Source organism: Paraburkholderia rhynchosiae, assembly GCF_002879865.1.
GTDB classification, from domain to species: Bacteria; Pseudomonadota; Gammaproteobacteria; order Burkholderiales; family Burkholderiaceae; genus Paraburkholderia; species Paraburkholderia rhynchosiae.
In genome coordinates this window covers 54,237-74,591 of sequence record NZ_PNXY01000010.1, presented here as the reverse complement: position 1 = coordinate 74,591, position 20,355 = coordinate 54,237, and the positions used below count along the sequence as shown (strand labels likewise).

20 protein-coding genes and 1 riboswitch are annotated in these 20,355 nt (G+C 62.5%); of the genes, 10 read left to right on the top strand and 10 right to left on the bottom strand.

Annotated features, from left to right (window positions below):
• Positions 1–29: 29 nt before the first annotated feature.
• Both C0Z16_RS38165 and C0Z16_RS16030 read right to left on the bottom strand, forming a co-directional pair.
• Positions 30–200, bottom strand: a complete 171-nt coding sequence (locus C0Z16_RS38165; protein ID WP_167403526.1) for a hypothetical protein — start codon at positions 198–200, stop codon at positions 30–32.
• 126 nt (positions 201–326) lie between these two features.
• The gene (locus C0Z16_RS16030) at positions 327–1,895 is read right to left on the bottom strand and encodes an FAD-dependent oxidoreductase (RefSeq protein WP_102633104.1); all 1,569 of its coding nucleotides are present in this window, start codon (positions 1,893–1,895) and stop codon (positions 327–329) included.
• Between the two features lie 276 nt (positions 1,896–2,171).
• Between C0Z16_RS16030 and C0Z16_RS16025 the strand changes: the two genes are divergently transcribed.
• The gene (locus tag C0Z16_RS16025) at positions 2,172–4,325 is read left to right on the top strand and encodes a hybrid sensor histidine kinase/response regulator (RefSeq protein ID WP_102633103.1); all 2,154 of its coding nucleotides are present in this window, start codon (positions 2,172–2,174) and stop codon (positions 4,323–4,325) included.
• Positions 4,326–4,457: 132 nt separating this feature from the next.
• Positions 4,458–4,739, top strand: coding sequence for a hypothetical protein (locus C0Z16_RS16020; RefSeq protein ID WP_102633102.1), 282 nt, complete (start codon positions 4,458–4,460; stop codon positions 4,737–4,739).
• A gap of 64 nt (positions 4,740–4,803) precedes the next feature.
• Here the strand turns inward: C0Z16_RS16020 and C0Z16_RS16015 are convergent, their stop codons facing one another.
• The 3 genes from C0Z16_RS16015 to C0Z16_RS16005 form a co-directional block, all read right to left on the bottom strand.
• Positions 4,804–5,823: a class I fructose-bisphosphate aldolase gene (locus C0Z16_RS16015; RefSeq protein WP_102633101.1), complete on the bottom strand. Its 1,020-nt coding sequence runs from the start codon at positions 5,821–5,823 to the stop codon at positions 4,804–4,806.
• A 95-nt stretch (positions 5,824–5,918) separates the two neighbouring features.
• Positions 5,919–6,338: a secondary thiamine-phosphate synthase enzyme YjbQ gene (locus C0Z16_RS16010; protein WP_102633100.1), complete on the bottom strand. Its 420-nt coding sequence runs from the start codon at positions 6,336–6,338 to the stop codon at positions 5,919–5,921.
• 22 nt (positions 6,339–6,360) lie between these two features.
• Positions 6,361–6,681, bottom strand: a complete 321-nt coding sequence (locus tag C0Z16_RS16005) for a thioredoxin family protein (RefSeq protein ID WP_102633099.1) — start codon at positions 6,679–6,681, stop codon at positions 6,361–6,363.
• A gap of 221 nt (positions 6,682–6,902) precedes the next feature.
• Here C0Z16_RS16005 and C0Z16_RS16000 point away from each other — a divergent pair, with 221 nt between their 5' ends.
• The 4 genes from C0Z16_RS16000 (at position 6,903) to C0Z16_RS15985 (ending at position 10,909) form a co-directional block, all read left to right on the top strand.
• Entirely contained in the window at positions 6,903–7,199 is a 297-nt protein-coding gene (locus C0Z16_RS16000) for a DUF2628 domain-containing protein (protein ID WP_102633098.1), read from the top strand.
• Between the two features lie 314 nt (positions 7,200–7,513).
• A complete protein-coding gene (locus C0Z16_RS15995) occupies positions 7,514–8,857 on the top strand; it encodes a sugar efflux transporter (RefSeq protein WP_102633233.1) in 1,344 nt (447 codons plus the stop codon).
• A gap of 284 nt (positions 8,858–9,141) precedes the next feature.
• Positions 9,142–10,179 carry a phosphogluconate dehydrogenase (NAD(+)-dependent, decarboxylating) gene (gene gnd / locus C0Z16_RS15990; protein WP_102633232.1) on the top strand — a complete coding sequence of 346 codons (1,038 nt, stop codon included), beginning with the start codon at positions 9,142–9,144 and terminating at the stop codon, positions 10,177–10,179.
• 28 nt (positions 10,180–10,207) lie between these two features.
• The gene (locus C0Z16_RS15985) at positions 10,208–10,909 is read left to right on the top strand and encodes an HAD family hydrolase (RefSeq protein WP_102633097.1); all 702 of its coding nucleotides are present in this window, start codon (positions 10,208–10,210) and stop codon (positions 10,907–10,909) included.
• 104 nt (positions 10,910–11,013) lie between these two features.
• Here C0Z16_RS15985 and C0Z16_RS15980 read toward each other — a convergent pair whose 3' ends face one another.
• Complete coding sequence (locus C0Z16_RS15980; protein ID WP_102633096.1) at positions 11,014–11,550, bottom strand: ankyrin repeat domain-containing protein; 537 nt, start codon at positions 11,548–11,550, stop codon at positions 11,014–11,016.
• A 99-nt stretch (positions 11,551–11,649) separates the two neighbouring features.
• Between C0Z16_RS15980 and C0Z16_RS37755 the strand changes: the two genes are divergently transcribed.
• Genes C0Z16_RS37755 through C0Z16_RS15970 form a run of 3 tightly spaced genes read left to right on the top strand, consistent with a single transcriptional unit; the run spans position 11,650 to position 15,568 of the window.
• A complete protein-coding gene (locus C0Z16_RS37755) occupies positions 11,650–12,000 on the top strand; it encodes a hypothetical protein (RefSeq protein WP_158244492.1) in 351 nt (116 codons plus the stop codon).
• Between the two features lie 4 nt (positions 12,001–12,004).
• The gene (locus C0Z16_RS15975; protein ID WP_102633095.1) at positions 12,005–14,398 is read left to right on the top strand and encodes a phosphoketolase family protein; all 2,394 of its coding nucleotides are present in this window, start codon (positions 12,005–12,007) and stop codon (positions 14,396–14,398) included.
• A gap of 12 nt (positions 14,399–14,410) precedes the next feature.
• Positions 14,411–15,568: an acetate/propionate family kinase gene (locus tag C0Z16_RS15970; protein WP_102633094.1), complete on the top strand. Its 1,158-nt coding sequence runs from the start codon at positions 14,411–14,413 to the stop codon at positions 15,566–15,568.
• A 3-nt stretch (positions 15,569–15,571) separates the two neighbouring features.
• On the opposite strand, the gene C0Z16_RS15965 is transcribed toward C0Z16_RS15970, so the two are convergent.
• Together C0Z16_RS15965 and C0Z16_RS15960 are read right to left on the bottom strand one after the other, a co-directional pair.
• Entirely contained in the window at positions 15,572–15,850 is a 279-nt protein-coding gene (locus tag C0Z16_RS15965; protein WP_102633093.1) for a BON domain-containing protein, read from the bottom strand.
• Positions 15,851–15,916: 66 nt separating this feature from the next.
• The gene (locus tag C0Z16_RS15960) at positions 15,917–17,128 is read right to left on the bottom strand and encodes a D-amino acid dehydrogenase (protein WP_102633092.1); all 1,212 of its coding nucleotides are present in this window, start codon (positions 17,126–17,128) and stop codon (positions 15,917–15,919) included.
• Positions 17,129–17,297: 169 nt separating this feature from the next.
• Positions 17,298–17,389: riboswitch (glycine riboswitch) on the bottom strand.
• A gap of 308 nt (positions 17,390–17,697) precedes the next feature.
• Here C0Z16_RS15960 and C0Z16_RS15955 point away from each other — a divergent pair.
• Complete coding sequence (locus tag C0Z16_RS15955) at positions 17,698–18,399, top strand: YceH family protein (RefSeq protein ID WP_102633091.1); 702 nt, start codon at positions 17,698–17,700, stop codon at positions 18,397–18,399.
• A 17-nt stretch (positions 18,400–18,416) separates the two neighbouring features.
• Here the strand turns inward: C0Z16_RS15955 and C0Z16_RS15950 are convergent, their stop codons facing one another.
• Entirely contained in the window at positions 18,417–18,935 is a 519-nt protein-coding gene (locus C0Z16_RS15950; RefSeq protein ID WP_102633090.1) for an SLATT domain-containing protein, read from the bottom strand.
• A 90-nt stretch (positions 18,936–19,025) separates the two neighbouring features.
• Positions 19,026–20,291 carry an acyl-CoA dehydrogenase family protein gene (locus C0Z16_RS15945; protein ID WP_102633089.1) on the bottom strand — a complete coding sequence of 422 codons (1,266 nt, stop codon included), beginning with the start codon at positions 20,289–20,291 and terminating at the stop codon, positions 19,026–19,028.
• Positions 20,292–20,355 lie beyond the last annotated feature (64 nt).

Sequence of the window (20,355 nt, the reverse complement as noted above, 5' to 3'; positions counted from 1 at the left end):
GTGCGGGCGGTGTTCATAATGGGCAGGTCTTATTTGCCGGTGGCCCCGTCATCTGATGAAGTCTCTTCGTCGTCGGTGACGATCTTCGTAGTGCCGCCGGTGGAGGGCGGATCGCTCGCCGGAAACGTGTCTTCAACTTCCTTGTCGATCTGCTTCTCGGTCTTGTCGGCGTTCGGATGTTGTTCCTTGGGTTCTGGCATGGCGTTTCTCCTTGAGCGAATGAATGTGATGCCAAAAGCGCGCGATTCACGCGGCCCACATGGGGTGGTTTTTACATAGACATGTAGAGTTGAACGATACGTCCCATCGTTTTCCGTCAGCCTGGGTCAGCCGAGCCCGCACGACTCTCTCGCGACGATCTTCAATGCCTCGGCCGGCGACAGGGGGCCGCGGCGCATTGCATCGATCAGGTGCGCGGTTTGCGCGTCGCGTTCGCAGGCAAGCACAGCGACAACCTTGTCGTCCTTCACATACAACGCAACAAACTCGTGACGATCGAGATCGCCATCGACAACCAGATCGTCCCACTCGCTCGCATGACCGAGATATTCGAAGTTCTTGCCGAAGTGATAGGTCCAGAAAAACGGCACACCGCTATAGCGATTGCGTGCGCCGCACATGTTTTCAGCCGCGATTCGCGCATGTTGCTGCGCGACACGCCAATGTTCGATGCGCAACGGTTCCTGGTCCTCGTATAACGGAAATACTGCGATATCGCCGGCGGCATAGAGACCGGGCGCGGCCTGCATGCCTGCATTCACGATCACGCCACCATCCTTTTGCAGCGGCAGTCCTTCGACAAAACCGGTAGCAGGCGCAACGCCTGTGCCTAACAGCACGACATCGGCGGCAATGTGCTCGCCGCTTTCCAGCATCACTTCGTGCACATTACCTTCTTCGCCTTCGAGCGAAACGACCTTTGCTTGCAGGTGGAATTTCACGCCGTTGCGTTCATGCAGCTCGCGAAACATCGCGCCCACGCGCTCGCCGAACTGCTTCGCGAATGGGACTTTATCCGGCGAAATCACGGTGACTTGCACGCCGCGTTTGCGCAGCGCGGCAGCGGTCTCGAGTCCGATGAAACTGCTGCCGAGAATGGCCACTTCAGTAGCGGCTGCTTCTTCGCCAAGCGCGTCGACAATCGCGGCCGCGTCGTCGAGATGGCGCAGCACATATACGCCGCCGAGTTCGCAGCCGGGAATAGGAGGTACTTTCGGCACGCTGCCCGTGGCGAGCAATGCGGTGTCGTAAGTCAGCTCGCCGCCGGTTTCGAAATGGATCGTGCGCTTCGGCACATCGAGGCGTGCGACCTTCGCCACGATCCGCTCCACGCCATGCTGCTCGAACCACTCGGGTGCCAGCAGCGGCGGCACGTCGGCAGGCGCCATTTCAGCGGACGGTACAAACTTGCTGAGCGAAGTACGGTCGTAGGGCGCGTGCGGTTCGTCGCCGATCAGCGTGATGTGGCCCGTGAAGCCGGATTCGCGCAGCGCCGCACAAGCCGCGGCGCCTGCCGCGCCTGCGCCGATCACCGCGAAGTGCGGCTCCTGCGTGCGGGCAGGCTCAGTTTCGCCCGGCAGCTTGTCGGGCGTCACCATAACGTCGTCGCCATCAACGATCACTGTATAGCGTTCAAGCGGCACGAGCGGCGGCGGTTCGAGCACGTTGCCGGTGGAGACGTCGAACGTGCCTTTGTGCCATGGGCAGATGATCCTGCCGTGGCACAGCGCGCCTTGCTCAAGTGGACCGCCCGCGTGCGGACAGTCGGCGGAATACGCGCGCACGGTGTCGCCGTCGCGGACCAGCAGAATCTTCTCGTCGTCGACGACAACACGCACCGCCCGGTCCTCGCGCAGTTGTGAAAGCTGGGCGACGTGACGCGCGGTCGGGGGCATGATCTTTCCTCAGGGGTGGACGCAGGCTGCGAGCGGCGAATGACGGCGCAGTGCAGCATGTCAAAGAGGTCAGTGGATGAAAGGGGACCAGCAATTGGTGTGCCCAGCCCGCGCCCGCAAAGACCCGGCCAGACAAGGCCGGTTCTTCACGCGTCGCTATGTGAATGGCCGGAAAGTGCGGTAGATTGCCAGTAGAAATAGCGCACGAACACGCGAGGCACGATACGTGCGATCCATTCCCCTTACCTCTCGTGACTTTCTATGGAGACGTAGGCCGTGCAGCGTGCGGAGCGAGTCGCAGTCGATTTTCTTATGCCGTCGCGCAACTTTACGGCGACGCGGCGTGTGCTTCTCGTCGTTCTTGCCGTGTCCATTCTGTTTCCACTGGCCTGTCTCGCGGGTTACGGCTACTTCGATTACCAGCGCCGCATTGCCGATTCAAACGACGTGATCGACCGGCTCGTACGCGTGACGGAAGAGCAGGCCGTCAAGGTGCTCGATCTGAATCAGCAGATGGCCTCACGCATCGTCGAGATGATCGGTACGCAGAGCGACGCGCAAATTCGCGAGCGTGAGGCCGAATTGCACGAGCGTCTGCGTGAAATCGGCGGAGACTTTCCGCAAGTGGCGTCCATCTACCTGCTAGGCGTGAACGGTGATCTGCTCGTGTCGAGCCGCAGTTATCCCGGCCCCCGTCTGTCGATCGGTCAGCGCGAGGATTTCGTTGCCGCGCGAGCAATGCGCCCACAGCCTTATTTCTCGCTGCCGATGCTCGGCCCGCTCTCGCAAACCGACGTTTTCAACACGACGTTAGGGCGCTCGGACGTGGACGGCCGGTTCCTCGGCGCCGTGTCGGTCGCGTTGCGCAATGAGTACTTCTCACGCTTTTATCGTGAGCTGACGAACGGCGACCCTTCGCTCGCGTTGGCGCTGTATCGCCAGGACGGCAATCTGATGGTGCGCTATCCAGCGTGGCCCGCGGGAGCGAGGCCAGCTGTGCCGGACGCCTTTGCCGCGGCGTTGCGCGACAAGCAGTTGTCGGGCCACGTGCGGATCAAATCGGCGGTGGACGGTGGAGAACGGCTGGTTGCGTTTCGCCGCGTCGGCGATTATCCGGTATACGTGTCGGGCGCTTATGGGACCGGCACGATTGTCGACGCGTGGCGCCGGCACTTCATGGTGATCGCCGCGCTAACCGCGGTGCCGTGCGTCGCGATCTGGATACTGGTGCTTTACTCGCTGCGTCAACTCGACGGCGAGCGCATTGCATGGGAGCGCTGGCAAGGCGAGGTAGCGATGCGGCTTTCGGCGGAAGCATCGAGCCGGCAATTGCAGCGCATGGGCGCGCTCGGCAATCTCGTCGCCAATGTAGCGCACGATTTCAACAATCTGCTGATGGTCGTCTCCGCGAATATCGAGCTTGCGCGCGTGAAGCGCTACAACAACCTCGAGAAGGAAATGCACGCGGTGCAGCGCGCCACCGCGACGGCCGAATCGCTGACGCGGCGGCTACTGAGCGTTGCAAAGAAACAGCCGCTGAAACAGGAGCCGATCGACCTCAAGAAGTGGATGCCCGGCGCGGCGCCGCTCCTCGAGGCCGCGCTCGGCGATCACATCGAGCTGGCGTTGAGCATCGTCGACGATGTCTGGCAGGTGCTCGCCGATCCAACCGATCTCGAACTCGCGGTCATGAACCTCGCGGTCAATGCGCGGGATGCAATGCCGCGCGGCGGACGGTTCGTGATCCGTTGTCAGAACAACCGGCTGGTCAGCAGCGATACCTTGCTGCCCGACGGGGAATACGTCTTGATCGCGTGTTCCGACGACGGCGAAGGCATGCCCGAAACGGTCGCGCGGCGCGCCTTTGAACCGCTCTTTACTACGAAGCTCAGCGGCTCGGGCGCGGGCCTCGGCCTCGCGCAGGTTCTGTCGATGTGCGAACAGGCCGGCGGCACCGCGAAAATCGACAGCGTGCCCGGCAGCGGCACAACGGTACGGCTTTACTTGCCGCGCTATCGTGAACATCGCCAGGCGCGCCCCGCCAGCGCCGAAGCGGCGGAGCAGCCCGCGCTGCGGCACGCCGGCATGGTGCTGCTGGTGGAAGACAACGAGGATGTGGCGGCGGGCGTAGCGGCCGTGCTGGAGACCTTCGGTTGCGAAGTGCGGCACGAGCCAACCGCCGATCAGGCGTTCGACGTGCTCACCGGCGGCGAGCGCTTCGAACTCGTGCTCTCCGACATCCAGATGCCGGGCAAGCTTAACGGCATCGACCTTGCGGAAAGGGTGCGCAGTACGTGGCCTTCGCAGAAAATCGCCTTGATGACTGGCTATGCCGATGAACTCGAGCGCGCGCGACGGCTCGGCGTCGCAATACTGGCCAAGCCGTTCAACATCGAGGAATTGCACGCGCTCGTGGCATGCGAATCCTGAGAGGCCGAGAAGCGGCGGCACCCAGGCACTGAGGCACACCCCTTGCTGAACTTCTGACGAGGCATGCGCGCGTGGCTGGCTTGCGTGCGCAATCCGCTTCTATTTCGCTTCCATCCCGACAGGAGAACAGTTATGAAGGTCAAGAACGCATTGCTCATTTCCACGCTGCTTGCGGCTTCCTCGCTTGCCATGGCGCAGGGCACCGGCGGCGCGGGCGGTGGGCCGGCCGGTAACGATCCGAACACCGGCGCGAATGCTTCCACGCGCGAAGGCGGCGATATGCAGGCATCCGGCGCGATGTCGCATTCGAAGTCGAAGAAGCACTCGATGAAGTCGTCGAAGACCATGAAGCCCGCGACCGATACCACGAATATGCCGGGCGCCGACGCGAGCAGCGATACGAAGGGCAAATAACGCGCACCTTCATCCGGAGGCGCTGTAGGCGCCTCACGGATGCGCAATCATTGCGCGACGCCGCCTAGCTCTTTTCCTGCGCTGCGTCGTATTTGCCGAGTGCGGCGGCGCTATTCAGACGCGCGCGCTTGAGCAACGCCTGCTGCGCGTCTTCGACGTTGCCTGCATTGCCTTTCCATGCTTGCAGCGGCGGCTCCTGCAACGCGCGCCCATACGAGAAGCTCAGGTTCCAGGGCAAAGGCCCGAGGCGATTCATTGCATCGAGGTTCGCGGTTGCATCCTCGGGCGATTGCCCGCCGGATAGAAACACGATGCCCGGCACGGCCGACGGCACCGTGCGCTTCAATATCCGCACCGTGTAAGCGGCGATATCCGCCGTCGACGATTGCCGCGCGTGTTCAGAACCGGCGAGCACCATGCTCGGCTTCAGCAGAATATGTTCGAGCACCACGTGATGCCGGTGCAGTGCATTGAACACCTCGTGCAGAACGGCCTCGGTGACTTCGGCGCTGCGCTCGATCGAATGATCGCCGTCCATCAGCACTTCGGGTTCGACAATCGGCACGATGCCCGCTTCCTGCGAGATCGCCGCATAGCGTGCGAGCGAGTCGGCGTTCGCCTCGATCGCGAGACGGCTCGGCAGATTGGCCGCGATGTTGTAGACCGCGCGCCATTTGGCAAAACGCGCGCCTCGCTGTTTGTAATCGACGAAACGCCGCGCGAGACCGTCGAGGCCTTCGGTGATTTCATCGCCGGGAGCGTGCGCGAGGGGAATCTTGCCGAGATCGACCTTGATGCCCGGCACGATGCCGTTTTTAGCGGCGAGCTGTGGAAACGGCGTACCGTCGTCGGCTTTCTGGCCGAGCGTTTCCTGATAGAGAATCACGCCGCTCACGAATTCGCCGAGGCCCGGCGTGGTGAGCAGCAGATTGCGATACGCGCGGCGGTTTTCCTCGCTGGACTCGACTCCGATCGTCTTGAAGCGTTTGGCGATGGTCGGACCGCTTTCGTCGGCGGCGAGTAGGCCCTTGCCGGGCAGAACCATCGCGTCGACGGTGGCTTGCAGTTCGCTACGGGTGTCCATGAGATGTGCTCCCTTTGATCCGGTTGCGGAAGAAAATCTGCAGCGACTTCAACACGCGGCGCTCATTGGCTGCTCATTTGCCAATGTTTCGCCGCTCATTCGCCGATCAGATGCAGCACGATGTCGCGAGGCTGCGTATGACGTCGATGCTCGAACAGATACAGCCCTTGCCATGTGCCGAGCACCATCTGCCCATGCTCGACCGGCACACTCAGCTGCACTTGCGTCAGTGCTGTGCGCAGATGCGCGGGCATGTCGTCCGGGCCTTCGGCGTCGTGTTCGTAGCGCTGCTCGTCCTCGGGCGCGAGGCTCGCGAAGTAGCGCTCCAGATCGCGCTGCACCGACGGGTCGGCATTCTCCTGAATCAGCAACGACGCGGACGTGTGACGGCAAAACAGCGTCAGCACTCCGGTGTCGATCTGCTGCGCCGCGACGAAGCGGCGTGCTTCGTCGGTGAATTCGACCAGTCCGCGAGTGCGGGCCTTGACGCTCAGATGGTGGATGGCTTGCCGCATGAGGGGGAGCGCCCGTGTAGGTTCAGAGCGACGCGAACGCGTCCACGATTTCCTGCGCGCTGGTGGGGCGCACCACGCGCGCCACTTCGGCGCCGTCGCGCATGAAAATCAGCGTGGGCCATAGCTTGATCCTGAACGAGCGGCCTAACGGCCGGCCGGGGCCGTCTTCGATTTTCAGGTGCCTGACGCCGGAATGCGCGTTAAAAGCCTGTGCAATCGACGCCTGCGCGCCCTGGCAATAGCCGCACCAGTCCGTGCCGAATTCGATCACGGTAGCGCCCGGCAGGGCGTCGACCTCGGCTCGTGACGGGGCTTTGGTGGAATAAGCTGTCCGGGTTGCCATGCATGCTCCGCTGCGGGTTTAGTTATGTCCTAAGCACTTGCGCACGCGGGGTCCGCTGCCGTGGAAACCCGCTGCACGTGGTTCTGGTAAGAGTATCAGCTATGACGTGGATCGTCAGTGAGGGGGATTTCACACAAAAGCATAGTGTTGCAGGATGGCTGTGTTAAACATTGTCGTTTGCCGTCGATCAGATGGCGGCGGACTGCATACCAGGAAAGAAAATGGGGGAAAGGATCTATCTCAGCCGTCCCGGCGCAGACGAGACCGTCGGCGTCGCCACCGGTTTCAGTTGGGGCGCACTGCTGCTCGGCTTCATCTGGGCTTTGTCGAAGCGAATGTGGTTTGCCGCGTTTGCGATGGTGGCCGTTGACTTGCTGCTGTGCTTGCCCGACCTCTGGTTCGATGACCGCGGCATAGTCGGCCTGATCCTGTCGACGCTGTTTGGGATCGTTTGCGGCAAGTACGGCAATGAGTGGCATCGGCGGACGCTCGAAAGACGCGGTTACGTCGTGCTGTGAGGACGATTCCGACCATGCGCGGTAGCAGAGATTGCTGCATCCATCCGGAGCCGGGTTCTATCGCCCCTGTGACGAGGGTGCAGGCGCAGCAGATGCGTTCGACGGAGCGCAACTAGCGTGCTTGGCTAAGGCGCTCTGCTCGCCACTTCATTCCCACTCCCGGTCGCCAAACCCGCGCCCAACAATTTTGGGACGCACCTCTGCGGGTTTACGCGCCCGCCCGTGCGGCCGATAATGCCCCGTCGTTCCCGCCATGAAGTATGCCGCTCGCGTCGCGCACGGCAGACTCGCTTCTCCTGAGCCCACAGCCGCCCGTGTTGAAAAACTCACGTTTTTTTGGCCTGTTGCACATTCCCGGCTTCAAGCCGCTCGCCGCCGCCACCCTGATGCTCGGTGTGGCAATGTCGTTCACCGCTCCGTATCTGTCGCTGTTCGGCGTCGAACGCGCCGGCATGACGCCGTTCCGGCTGGGCGTGTTCATGACGCTGATTGCCGCAAGCGGCGTGCTTGCCAGCACGTTTGCCGGCCGCTGGAGCGATGCAAGCGGCCGGCATCGGCCGTTGCTGCTGCTCGCGCTGGTGCTCGCCGCGCTCGGCTACTTATGTTTATGCGTCGTGCGTGATTACCGGCTGTTGCTCGTGATTGGCATCGTCTTTATCGGCGCGGGCGGCTCTGCTATTTCGATGGTGTTTTCGTTCAGCCGCGCCGCGCTGCCGGTGCCCGACCCGGCGGAGCGTGTGTTTGCGAGCGCGACCTTGCGGACCATTCTGTCGGCGGCGTGGGTGTTCGGGCCGTCGGTGGGCGCCCTGGTGCTGGCCGCGAGCAGTTTCTACGGGCTCTTCCTGTTCGCCGCGGCGAGCTTCGCGGCGTGCGCGGCCATTGTCTGGCGCATGCGCGAGCCGCAGGGGCATCTCGGCGACCATACGGTGCAGGACACGGCATCGGAGCCGTCGTCGTCGATCACCGTGCCGCCGCTGAGAGAGCCCGGCGAAGACGCGCACGAGGATTTGCCGGGCGTTGCATCGGCCAACGATATCGGCCGCGCGGTGGCCGCGCTGACCTTGCTCGGGCTCGCCGCCAACGCCACGATGATCGTGTTGCCGCTTTACATCGTGCATGGTCTGAACGGGACGCATCTGGATGTGTCGGTCATGCTCGGCCTCGGCGCATTGACCGAGATTCCGATGATGCTCGCGCTCGGCGCCAAATCTTCCAGCTTGCACAAGCCGAACTGGCTCGCGGCATGCGCGGCGGTTCACGCTGTGTATTTTGTCGCGATGTCGATGGCGGGAACCGTGCACGTGCTGATCCCAATGCAGATTCTGAACGCATTCGTGGTTGCCGTGACCTCGTGCCTCGGCATGACCTACGTGCAGGACCTGATGCCGCATTCGCCTGGGCGCGCCACGGCGCTATTCTTCAACGCGGCGCGCGTCGGCTCGATTCTGTCCGGCGTGTTATCCGGTTTGCTCGTGCAGGCGTTCAGCTATCGTGGCACCTTTCTCTTCTGCGGCTTGCTGGCGCTGTGCGCGCTCGTGCTGTTTGCCGTGCCGGGCTATCGCTATCCGCTGATGTGGCGAGCCATGCGGCGTTTCGCTCGCACGCAGTACGGCAAGCTTCAGGCAAGGCGTTCGCTGCGCGGTGGACGCGAGCTGTAAGGCGATGGTTGGGCGCATTGAATCGGCACGGCAAGAGCTTGCGTTGAACTGAACGCCGGGAACTTTACGCCGTACAAAACCTCTGCAATGAGGCGTATCGTTCTTGCAATGCGTTGAGCAATGCGTTGAGCAATGCGTTGAGCAATGCGTTGAGCAATGCGTTGAGCAATAGCGGCGATCGCGGCGATCGTGGCAGTGGAGGCAAATGCAACGAACGCCACGAACGCAGCCTGAACATCGAACTGAGCGAACCATCGTCACGAGGCACTTTCGGGAGCGGTGAAATGCAGCTAGGCATGATTGGATTGGGACGCATGGGCGCCGACATGGTACGGCGCCTGACGAAGGGCGGTCAGCAGTGCATCGTCTACGACGTCCAGCCCGCAGCCGTCGAGCGGCTCGAGCAGGAAGGCGTGACGGGCGCATCTTCGCTCGAAGACCTCGTCGCGCAACTCGACAAGCCGCGCGCGGTGTGGCTGATGGTGCCCGCCGCCGTGGTCGACGGCACGCTCGAAAAGCTCGTGCCCTTGCTTGAACCGGGCGATGTCGTGATCGACGGCGGAAATTCCTATTACCACGACGACATCCGCCGCGGCACGGAGCTGGCTGTGCGCAAGCTGCACTATGTCGACGTCGGCACGAGCGGCGGCGTAGCGGGGCGCGAGCGCGGCTATTGCCTGATGATCGGCGGCGAGGCGGAGATCGTAAAGCGGCTGGAACCGATCTTCTCGACGCTCGCGCCAGGCGCGGCCGCCGCGCCCGCCACGCCTGGCCGCACAGCGGACAAGAGCACCGCCGAGCAGGGCTTTCTGCATTGCGGGCCGCTCGGCGCGGGGCACTTCGTGAAGATGGTCCATAACGGCATCGAATACGGCTTGATGGCCGCCTATGCCGAGGGCCTTAATGTTCTGCGTCACGCCGACGCCGGCAAACATGCCCGCGATGCCGATGCCGAAACGTCGCCGCTGCGCCGTCCGGAGTTCTATCAATACGATCTGAATCTGGCCGATATCGCCGAAGTATGGCGGCGCGGCAGTGTGATCGGCTCGTGGCTGCTCGACCTGATAGCGGGCTCGCTCGTCAGCGACGCCGATCTGAAAAACTACGCAGGACGCGTATCGGATTCAGGCGAAGGACGCTGGACAGTGGCCGCGGCCATCGACGAAGGCGTGCCCACGCCCGTGCTGAGCGCGGCGCTGTTTGAGCGTTTCAGTTCGCGCGGCGAAGCGGACTTTGCGAACCGTGTGATGTCCGCGATGCGGCATGACTTCGGCGGTCACGTCGAAAAACCGGCCGCGCCGTCCGGCAGCCAGCAGGGCTGATAGCAGAGCTGATTCCAGGGAGCCGCATATGCAAGCCACGCAACCCGCTAAAACCGCCCCGCACGATGTGGTCTTCCTGTTCGATTGCGACAACACCTTGCTCGACAACGATCATGTGCTATCGGATTTGCGCGCCCACATGATGCGCGAGTTCGGCACGGACAACAGCACACGCTATTGGCAGATTTTCGAGCAGTTGCGCAGTGAACTCGGCTATGCGGACTACCTCGGCGCGTTGCAGCGCTATCGCACGGAGCATCCGCGGGACACACGTCTGTTGTTGATGTCGTCGTTCCTGATCGATTATCCGTTCGCGAACCGGCTCTATCCGGGCGCGTTGGACGCGCTGCGGCACGTGGCCAGACATGGACCCACGGTCATTCTGTCGGATGGCGACGTGGTGTTCCAGCCGCGCAAGATCGCGCGCTCCGGCTTGTGGGAAGAGGTCGAGGGCCGGGTGCTGATCTACATCCACAAGGAACTCATGCTCGATCAGGTGATGGAGTGCTACCCGGCGCGCCACTATGTGATGGTCGACGACAAATTGCGGATTCTGACGGCCATGAAGAAAGCCTGGGGCGGCAAGCTGACCACTGTATTTCCGCGCCAGGGGCATTACGCGTTGGACCCCAAGGAGATTCTGAGCAATCCGCCGGCGGACGTGAGTATCGAACGGATTGGTGAGCTCGCGCAGTTCGATGTGGAAACGCTGCTGGTCGAAAAACCGTAGACGTTGTCGGTGCGTTGCGGATGCATTGCCGATGCGTTGCGGGTGCGTTGTGGTCAGGACCCGGCGCATACTGCAATGCGCCGCTGCCCACGCAATGACGTCCGTCACGAGTCTTGCGCTTTCAATCGGGCTTGCGCGTCGGCGGCACCCATTCGGCCGGCGGCATCCATGGCGCTTGCGCCGCTGGCATCGCGAGCATTCGGGTTCGCGCCGTGCGCAATCAGCAAGTCCATGATCGCCGTGCGGTTGAACATCGCGGCCACCATCAGCGCCGTGCGTCCGTCCGGCGACGCGCCTTCCACATCCGCCCCATGCGCGAGCAAGGTCTCGACAACGGCGTCGAAACCCTTGAATGCAGCGCCCGCGAGAGGCGTTTGGCCGTTATTGTTGCGCAGGTCCGGATCGGCGCCGCGTTCGAGCAGCGTGCGCACCGCATCCACGTGTCCGTGATAACTGGCTAGCATCAGAAGGCTGTCGCCGTTGTCGTTGCGCAGATTGGGCGGCACGCCTTTTTCGATCACCGCGGCAAGCATCGCGGCGTCGCCGCGGCGCGCAAGATCGAACACCTGCTGCGCGAGTTCGAGCAACTGCGGGTCGATTTGCTCTTGAGAAGGTGGTTGATGATCGGCTGGGTTCGTCAATGAAATCTCCTTGCAATGAAGCACGGCGGCGGGGCGCCTGAACTTCGGTCAGCGTACACAGTTTGAGCCGCCGACGCCCGCGCGGGCGGCTCACTAAACGTGGCCAAAGATTTTTACCAGCAAGCCGAACACGCCAACCAGAACGGCGACGCCCGCGCACAACAGCACGAGCGTGAGAAGAAGAACAAGAGGCGCTTTCAGACGGTTGGATGTCGACATGATGAATGTGTATGGTTAAGAGCGAGCACGACGGTACGCGCATCGGCTGTTCACAGCTTAAGCGTTTCGCTCGATATCCGCTGGAAGCCTGGCGTAAGACTTGCAGCGCAGCCGCGGCGATCGTGGATCGTCGCGAGCAGGATCAAGTCTTCGTCGATGCTTTCGAACCCTGATGCGCGCATCGCCTTCGCAACACCCGTCAACCCGCCTGACAGTCCTTACGAGGAGTGACGCCATGGCTGAAGCAATCTCCCGTCCCACGCCGCCGCAAACATTAGACCCGGACACGTTGCGCAAAATGGACCGCTACTGGCGCGCGTGCAATTATCTTTCCGCCGGCATGATCTATCTGCGCGACAACCCGCTGTTGCGCGAACCGCTGAAACCCGAGCACATCAAGAATCGTCTGCTCGGACATTGGGGCTCGGACCCTGGGCAGAGCTTCCTGCTCGTGCATCTGAACCGGCTGATCAAGAAGCTCGATCTGAACGTGATCTACATTGCCGGCCCCGGTCACGGTGCGCCCGCGACGCTCGCCAATTGTTATCTGGAAGGCCATTACTCGGAAATCTATCCGGATCGCAGTGAAGACGAAGCCGGCATGCAGCGCTTCTTCCGCCAGTTTTCGTTTCCCGGCGGCGTCGGTTCGCATTGCACGCCCGAAACGCCCGGCTCGATTCACGAAGGCGGCGAACTCGGCTACAGCCTGTCGCACGGCTACGGCGCCGCGTTCGACAACCCGGACCTGATCGTTGCGGTGATGATCGGCGACGGCGAAGCCGAAACCGGCCCGCTCGCCACCTCGTGGCACTCGAACAAGTTTCTGAATCCGATTCGCGACGGCGCGGTGCTGCCGGTTCTGCATCTGAACGGCTACAAGATCGCGAACCCGACCGTGCTCGCGCGAATTCCACGCGAGGAACTCGAAGCGCTGCTGACCGGCTATGGCCACAAGCCGTATTTCGTCGAAGGCGACGATCCGGAGACCATGCATCAGCAGATGGCCGCCACGCTCGAACAATGCGTCGGCGAAATTCGCGCGATCCAGCAGCATGCGCGCGAGAACAACGACACGTCGCGGCCGCGCTGGCCAATGATTGTGCTGCGTTCGCCGAAAGGCTGGACCGGTCCGAAGGAAGTGGAGGGTCACAAGGTGGAAGGCTCATGGCGCGCGCATCAGGTGCCGGTTCTCGACCCAGTGACGAACAGCAAGAGCTTGCAACTCGTCGAGGGCTGGCTGCGCAGTTATGCGCCTGAGTCGCTGTTCGACGAAGCGGGGCGGCTTGTCGAAGAATTGCGCGAACTTGCGCCGAAGGGCACTCGCCGCATCAGCGCGAATCCGCATGCGAATGGCGGTGTGCTGTGCAAGATGCTCGACATGCCACCGTTTCGCAACTACGCGGTCGAAATCAAAAAGCCGGCTGCCACATACACGTCGCCCACCGAAGTGCTCGGCAAATTCCTTCGCGATGTGATGCGCAACAACATGAGCAACTTTCGCGTGTTCGGCCCCGACGAAACGGCGAGCAACAAACTGACCGCCGTATATGAAGCATCGGCGAAAACCTGGGTCGCGCAAGCCGAGCCCAACGACGCGGACGGCGGCGCGCTTTCATCCGACGGCCGCGTGATGGAAATGCTCAGCGAACACACGCTCGAAGGCTGGTTCGAAGGTTATGTGCTCACTGGCCGCCATGGTCTGTTCGCCACGTACGAAGCGTTCGTGCACGTGATCGATTCCATGTTCAACCAGCACGCGAAGTGGCTCGAAAAAGCGAAGCGCGAACTGGGCTGGCGCCAGCCGGTGCCGTCGATCAATCTGCTGATCACCTCGCTCGTGTGGCGTCAGGATCACAACGGCTTCACGCATCAGGACCCCGGTTTTCTCGACGTGGTCACCAACAAGAGCCCTGACGTGGTGCGCATTTATTTGCCGCCCGACGCGAACTGTCTGTTGAGCGTGGCCGATCATTGCCTGCGTTCGCGCGACTACGTCAATGTGATCGTCGCCGACAAGCAGCCGCATTTGCAGTATCTCGAGATGGATGCGGCCGTCACGCATTGCACCAAGGGCATCGGCATCTGGGACTGGGCGTCCACCGATCAGGGCGCCGAGCCGGACGTGGTGATCGCGTGCGCGGGCGACATTGCGACCATGGAGGCGCTCGCCGCCGTGCAGATTCTGAAGGAGTGTTTCGCCGATCTGAAGATCCGCTTCGTCAATGTGGTCGATCTGTTCCGGCTGATGCCCGAGCACGCGCATCCGCATGGCCTGTCGAGTCGCGACTTCGATTCGCTGTTTACGACGAGCAAGCCGGTGATTTTCAACTTCCATTCGTATGCGTCGCTGGTGCACAAGCTGACCTATAACCGGACCAATCACGACAATCTGCATGTGCACGGCTACCACGAGAAGGGCAACATCAACACGCCGCTCGAACTCGCAATCATCAATGAGGTGGACCGTTTTTCGCTGGCTATCGACGTGATCGATCGCGTGCCGAAGCTGCGCGGTGTCGGCGATCACGCGAAGGAATGGTTGCGCGGCCAGGTTATCGAGCATCTGGCTTATGCGCATGCCGAGGGCATCGACAAGGAAGAAATCCGCAACTGGACGTGGAAAAGCTGAGCGAGGTGGCTCATGAACACTCAGAACGGCGCTTCGCCGCAAACCATCTTCGTGCTGAACAGCGGGTCGTCGTCGCTGAAGTTTGGGCTCTTCACGCATTCGGTCGATGACGAAGCGCTGCTGCTGGAAGGCAGCGCGCAAGGCATCGGCCGCGGCGACGGCAGCTTGCGCATCGCGTCGCCGGACGGCCGTGTGCTGATACAGCAGGCGCACGTGCTGGAGTCGCAGACCGATGCATTGCGGAAGCTCTGCGCGATACTCCCGCAGCAGCATCATGCACAGCCCGCGGCGGTAGGGCATCGCGTGGTGCATGGGGGGCCGCATTTGCGCACGCATCAGCGCTTGACGCCCGAAGTGCGCCGCCACTTGCAGGATGCCGTGCATTTCGCGCCCTTGCATATCCCGCCGGCGCTTGCATTGATCGACGAAGCGCAGAAGATTTTCGGCGGCGCGCAGCACTTCGCCTGCTTCGATACCGCGTTTCATGGGACGCTGCCGCCGCGCGCAGCTCAGTTCGCGTTGCCGCGACGCTATGCAGACGCCGGCGTGATTCGCTATGGATTTCACGGACTGTCGTACGAATCGCTAGTGGCGCAACTCGGCGCAAAGCTGCCGTCGCGCGCGGTGTTTGCGCATCTCGGCAACGGTTCGAGCGTCTGCGCTTTGCGCGACGGCCAATCCGTCGATACGTCGATGGGTCTGACGCCTACCGGCGGCGTCCTAATGGGAACCCGCTGCGGCGACCTCGATCCGGGCGTGCTGCTCTATCTGATGCGCGTGGATAAGCTCGATGCCGACGCACTGGAGACGCTCCTGAACCGGCACAGCGGCCTTGCCGGTTACGCAGATGGCGAGAGCGACATGCAGGCGCTCGAACAACGCGCCGCAGCGGGCGATGCCAATGCGTCGCTCGCGCTCGACGCGTTCGCCACCGCCGTGCGCAAAACGATCGGCGGTTATGCGGCTTTGCTGGGCGGCATCGATCTACTGGTATTTACCGGCGGCATCGGCGAACACAGCGCGGAAATTCGCAAACGTGTCTGCGAGGGGCTGGGCTTTCTTGGGCTCAACGAAGGCGACGCTGCGGGCAAGGTGAGGGCGCTTCATACGGAAGAGGAAAAGCAGATCGCGAGGCATTGCCGCGCGTTGTTGCGTGCGGGCGGCGCCTGACGCTCACATTGCCTTGACAACCAGTTGATCGGATACGCCGGCCACGCCGAACAGGCGCGTGACGTCTTCAAGCGTCGCGATTCTTTGGGCATCGCATTGAAGTTCGCCGTGCAGCGTGATGCGGCCGTCGTGGACTTCTACGGTGAGCGTGTGTTCGGGAACCGCGGCATCCCACGCTAGACGCCGCGTCGCTTCGTCCGCAATTTGCGCATCGCTCAGACGTGTGCTGTCCGCGTCGTGCAAGACCGCCGTGTCCGGCTTGGCGAAACGCGACTGAGCCATGATGGTTCGGGAGGAAGGACGCGGATTGCACAACAGTAGCAGATGCCGCGTCCTCGTAGCGGCAGGCTACTGAATTGCAGCCGCTACCGCCTGCGCCGTTGCCGCCGACAGCGTCCAACCCAGGTGCCCGTGTCCCGTGTTATAGAACACGCCGCGCCGTTTTCCGCGGCCCACCTTCGGCAGCATGCTTGGCAGCATTGGCCGCAAACCCGCCCAGGGAATCACGCGCGCGGTCGAGACATCGGGGAAATGCCGTCGCGTCCAGTCCACCAGCGGAGCGATCCGATCCGAACGGATATCGCGATTGAAGCCGTTGATTTCCGCGGTGCCGGCCACGCGGAAACGGTCGGCGCCGAGCCGGCTCGTCACGATCTTCGCGCTGTCGTCGAGCAGACTCACCCACGGCGCGCGCTGTCGGCTGATTTCATCGTCGAGACAGACGGTGATCGAATAGCCCTTCACCGGATAGACGTTCACGTGATCGCCGAGCATTGCCGCAAAGTCGCGGCTTTTCACACCGGCGCAAGTGACAATTCGCTCGAAGGCGAAACGTTGCGTCTCGCCTTCGAGGTTGACCATTAGCGAGAAGCGTCCTTCGGCCGGTTGCTCGATGGACGTGATCTGCGCATCGTAGTGAAACTCGACGCCGTGGCGCATGCATGCATCGGCGAGACCGCGCGTGAACTTGTGGATGTCGCCGGTCGAGTCGGACGGCGTGAAGAAACCGCCGTAAAACTCGCCCTGCAACGTGGGCTCGATGCGATGCACTTCACTCGACGTCACCGGGTTGCGGTCGAGTCCGCCTGCACGCAGCAATTCGTTGACCTTGCTGGCCGCGTCGAACTCCTTGCGCGTTGGGTAGACGTGCAGGATGCCGCGCCGTTCGAGATCGAAGTCGATTGCCTCGCGCTCGGCAATCGAAAACAAGTGCTCCCGCGCGGCAATTGCAAGCCGCACCGTCTCGACGGTATTCGCACGATAGTGCGGAATCTGCCGCAGGAATTCGCCCATCCACGAATACTTGTGCCACGTAGGCAGGGGATTGAGCAGCAGCGGCGCGTCGCGCGTGAGCATCCAGCGCAGGCCTTTCAGCACGGTGGCCGCGCTGTTCCAGACTTCTGCGTTGCTGGCGGAAAGCTGGCCGCCGTTGGCGAACGACGTTTCCATCGCGGCATAACGGTGGCGTTCGAACACCGTGACATGGTGGCCGCGTTGCGCGAGGGCGTGAGCAGTCGTGACGCCGGTAATGCCGGCGCCGATAATGGCGATTCGTGACATGACATGGTCCAGAGAGGTTGAGCATCACCGGGTTCGATTTCGTGCGAAACCGGTGCCGATGCCCCATCTGTCCATGTACCTGAGAGTTTCTTCCCGGCGCGAGGCGTAAGTGGCGGCCGTATGCGGGAATCCCCTTCGGTGGGCGCGCGCGGCGCCGCTCTCCAGATGTTCCTGCTGCGCGGTCCTTTTGCCTGAGAGTTTCCGGGGCGGTTGCTCCGTCGGCGTCGTCGAATGGCTGACGATCTCTCCCGCGCTGCTTTGCAGAACGCCACGACGATACCGGTCATCAATTTTTACAGCAAGTGTTTTCTCTGGCACGCTAGCCGTGCTGCGTTATGCGCAAGACCGATTGATACGCGCGAGCATTGAATTGCTCCTTGTAGAAAAGCAGCCGCGCAGGCAGGCCACATGCGCTCGGCAAGCTCGCGTGCGGCGCGCGTCGCCGCGATGCACACGCCGCGATGGCTCGGGCCGTTTATCATAGTGCCTATAACCACAAACGTGCCGCCTCGCCGAACAAGGGTAAGGCGTGTTATCCACGACCACGGCGACCCATACCGCTACATCACATGAACTCCACTCCCGACGCTCCGTCCCGTCCTTCCATCCGTGCATTGACGCTGCTTGAAGGGCGCGTGCTTGGCGTGCTCGTCGAAAAGCAGCACACCGTGCCGGACAGTTATCCGCTTTCGTTGAACGCGCTGACCCTCGGCTGTAACCAGAAAACCGGCCGCTCGCCGGTCATCAACGCAACGGAGGCCGAAGTGCTGACCGCCGTCGACGGTCTGAAACGGCTAAGCCTCGTGATGGAAGGCAGCAGCAGCCGTGTGCCGCGCTTCGAGCACAACATGAATCGCGTGCTGGGTTTGCCCAGCCAATCCGCTGCATTGCTCACAACCTTGCTGCTGCGCGGCGCGCAGACGGCAGCCGAATTGCGCTTGAACAGCGCGCGCCTGCATGGCTTTGCCGATATCTCATCGGTCGAGGCCTTTCTCGACGAACTCGCCGCGAACGATCCGCCGCGTGTCGTCAAGCTCCCTCGCACGCCTGGCGAGCGCGAGAATCGTTGGATGCATCTGCTGTGCGGTGAAGTGAACGTCAGCGAGTTTGCGCAGTCAGGCAGCGGCGATGAAGAAGCCGTGCCGCTGTCCGCGTTCGAGGCCGTGAAAGCCGAGCAAAAACGGCTCGCCGATCAGGTCAGCCGGCTTCAGGCCGTAGTGCGGCGCATGGCTGCGGAGCTGGGAATCGAGGCGAACGATCTCGATGCCTGATGCTTGATCCGCGTTGCTCAGGCGTCGCTGCCGCGTTGCGGATTCGTCGATAAGGCTCGCTGAGTGCGGTAAAAGTTGCGCGGCGGCACATTCGGCGAGTCTTGTGCAAGCCGGTCCAGTTCGTCGCGAATCGCTGTGAGATAGTGACCGTCGCGCGCGTCAAGATCGCCTGCGAAAATCGACTCTAGCCGGCGCCGCACAGCGCCATAACGTGCGCCAGCGGCACGATGTTTTTCCGCTCGCTCCGCATACCGCAGATACGTTTGCAGCGCCGACGAAACCGCCGCGACCACACTTACGATGCCGATCAGAATCCTGATCTCCAGCGAGACCGCGTTCGAGTTCAACGATGCAAACACGGCCGTGCCCACGAACGCCGTCAAAACCGTGACCAGCCAGCCGACCTGACGATCACGCGCTGCCAGCAGATCGGCCATGTCGTAATGACTCATTTGGGATTCGCGCGCGCGTCTGATCCATTTCAGCAAAAGCTGCTGTTCGTCGACCGGCGGCTCATAGGCTGGCAGATTCTTCATGGGACTCGTCAGGGCAGTGGCGTGCCGCGCGCCTCGCGCATGCACTGACGCTACTGTGCCACATCGAAGCGCGGATTGGCACGCGGCTCTTTATGCCGCTACGGCCGGCGGACGAGCTACGCCAAACCGCTCGTTGTGCGCATTCCCATTCAGGTAGAAATCGCCGATGGCGGCCTCGCGAATGATCGCCGGGTTGTGTGACGCGAGCACTCGCGCGTTGCGCCAGTAGCGGTCGAAACGCCGCATTTCGCTGGTTGCCGATGCGCCGCCCACTTCAAACAGCAGCGTCGCGGCCTGCAAGGTCTGCTCGATCACGATCTGTTGGGCCTGGAAGGTCTGGATGTCGAGGCGAATATACGTCTCTTCGGTCGTGCGACCTTCGTGTCGCGCGACCGATACTTCGTCGATGGCATGCGCGAGCGACGCGCTGATGCTTTGCGCCGAGTAAGCAAGACTCGCGAGTCGGCCGACCACGCGCTGTACGAGCGGATTGTCGCGCGGACTCGATTCGCCTGGGATACCGAACATTCTCGTCTTCGCTTGCGTAAACGCTACCGCATCGCGTAGCGCCGCACGGCTGATGCCGGCGAGGTTCGCGACGTGCAGCGCCTGATAGTACGACGTGAGCAGGCTGTCGCGGCGCGGCGCGGAGGCATCGTAGCGCCGGTACACGTTGTCTCGCGTCACGGGCACATGGTTAAAGCGCGCCGTGCCGCTGCCCGTCAGACGCTGCCCGAAGCCATCCCAGTCGTCGAGTCGCTCGACGCCCGGCGTATCGGTCCTGACGAGCACGCGCACATCGCTTCGTCCGTCATGCGCGGTGACGTCGACCCAGTCTGCGTACAGCGTGCCGGTGGTGTAGTACTTCTCGCCGTCGAGATGCCACGCGCCGTCGGTTTGCGTCAGACGCACGCTGTTGTCCGTGACGGCCGTGCGCTCGGCCACGGCGCCGCCGATTATCTGCCCTTGCGCGACGCGTGTGAGCCAGCGGTCTCGCAACGCGTCGTCGCCATATTCGAGCAGGGATTCGATGAAGCCGCCATGCACGCGCAGAATCTGCGGCAGGTTCGAATCCGCCTCGCCGAGGCGCGTGACCAAGGCAAGGAATTCGCTCAGCGAGACGCCTTCGCCGCCGTACTGTCTGGGCACGCGCAGCTTCGTGTAGCCGGCTTCACGCAGCCATTCGACGGGATCGAAGGCAAGCTCGCGATGTTGTTCGCGATGCACCGCGTTTTGCGCGATACGCTCAAAGACCGGCGCGAAACGGCGCGTCAAAGGACTGTCGTCGAAAAGCTGTGCGGCGTCGGCGATGCCGGCCGCATGCGGCGGGTTCTCGTGCAATGAAAGCGCGGACATGGGGTCTCCGTATCGAGGCGCGCGGGGCGCAGTCCGGCAACGGTACGGCATGAGATGCGCCGGG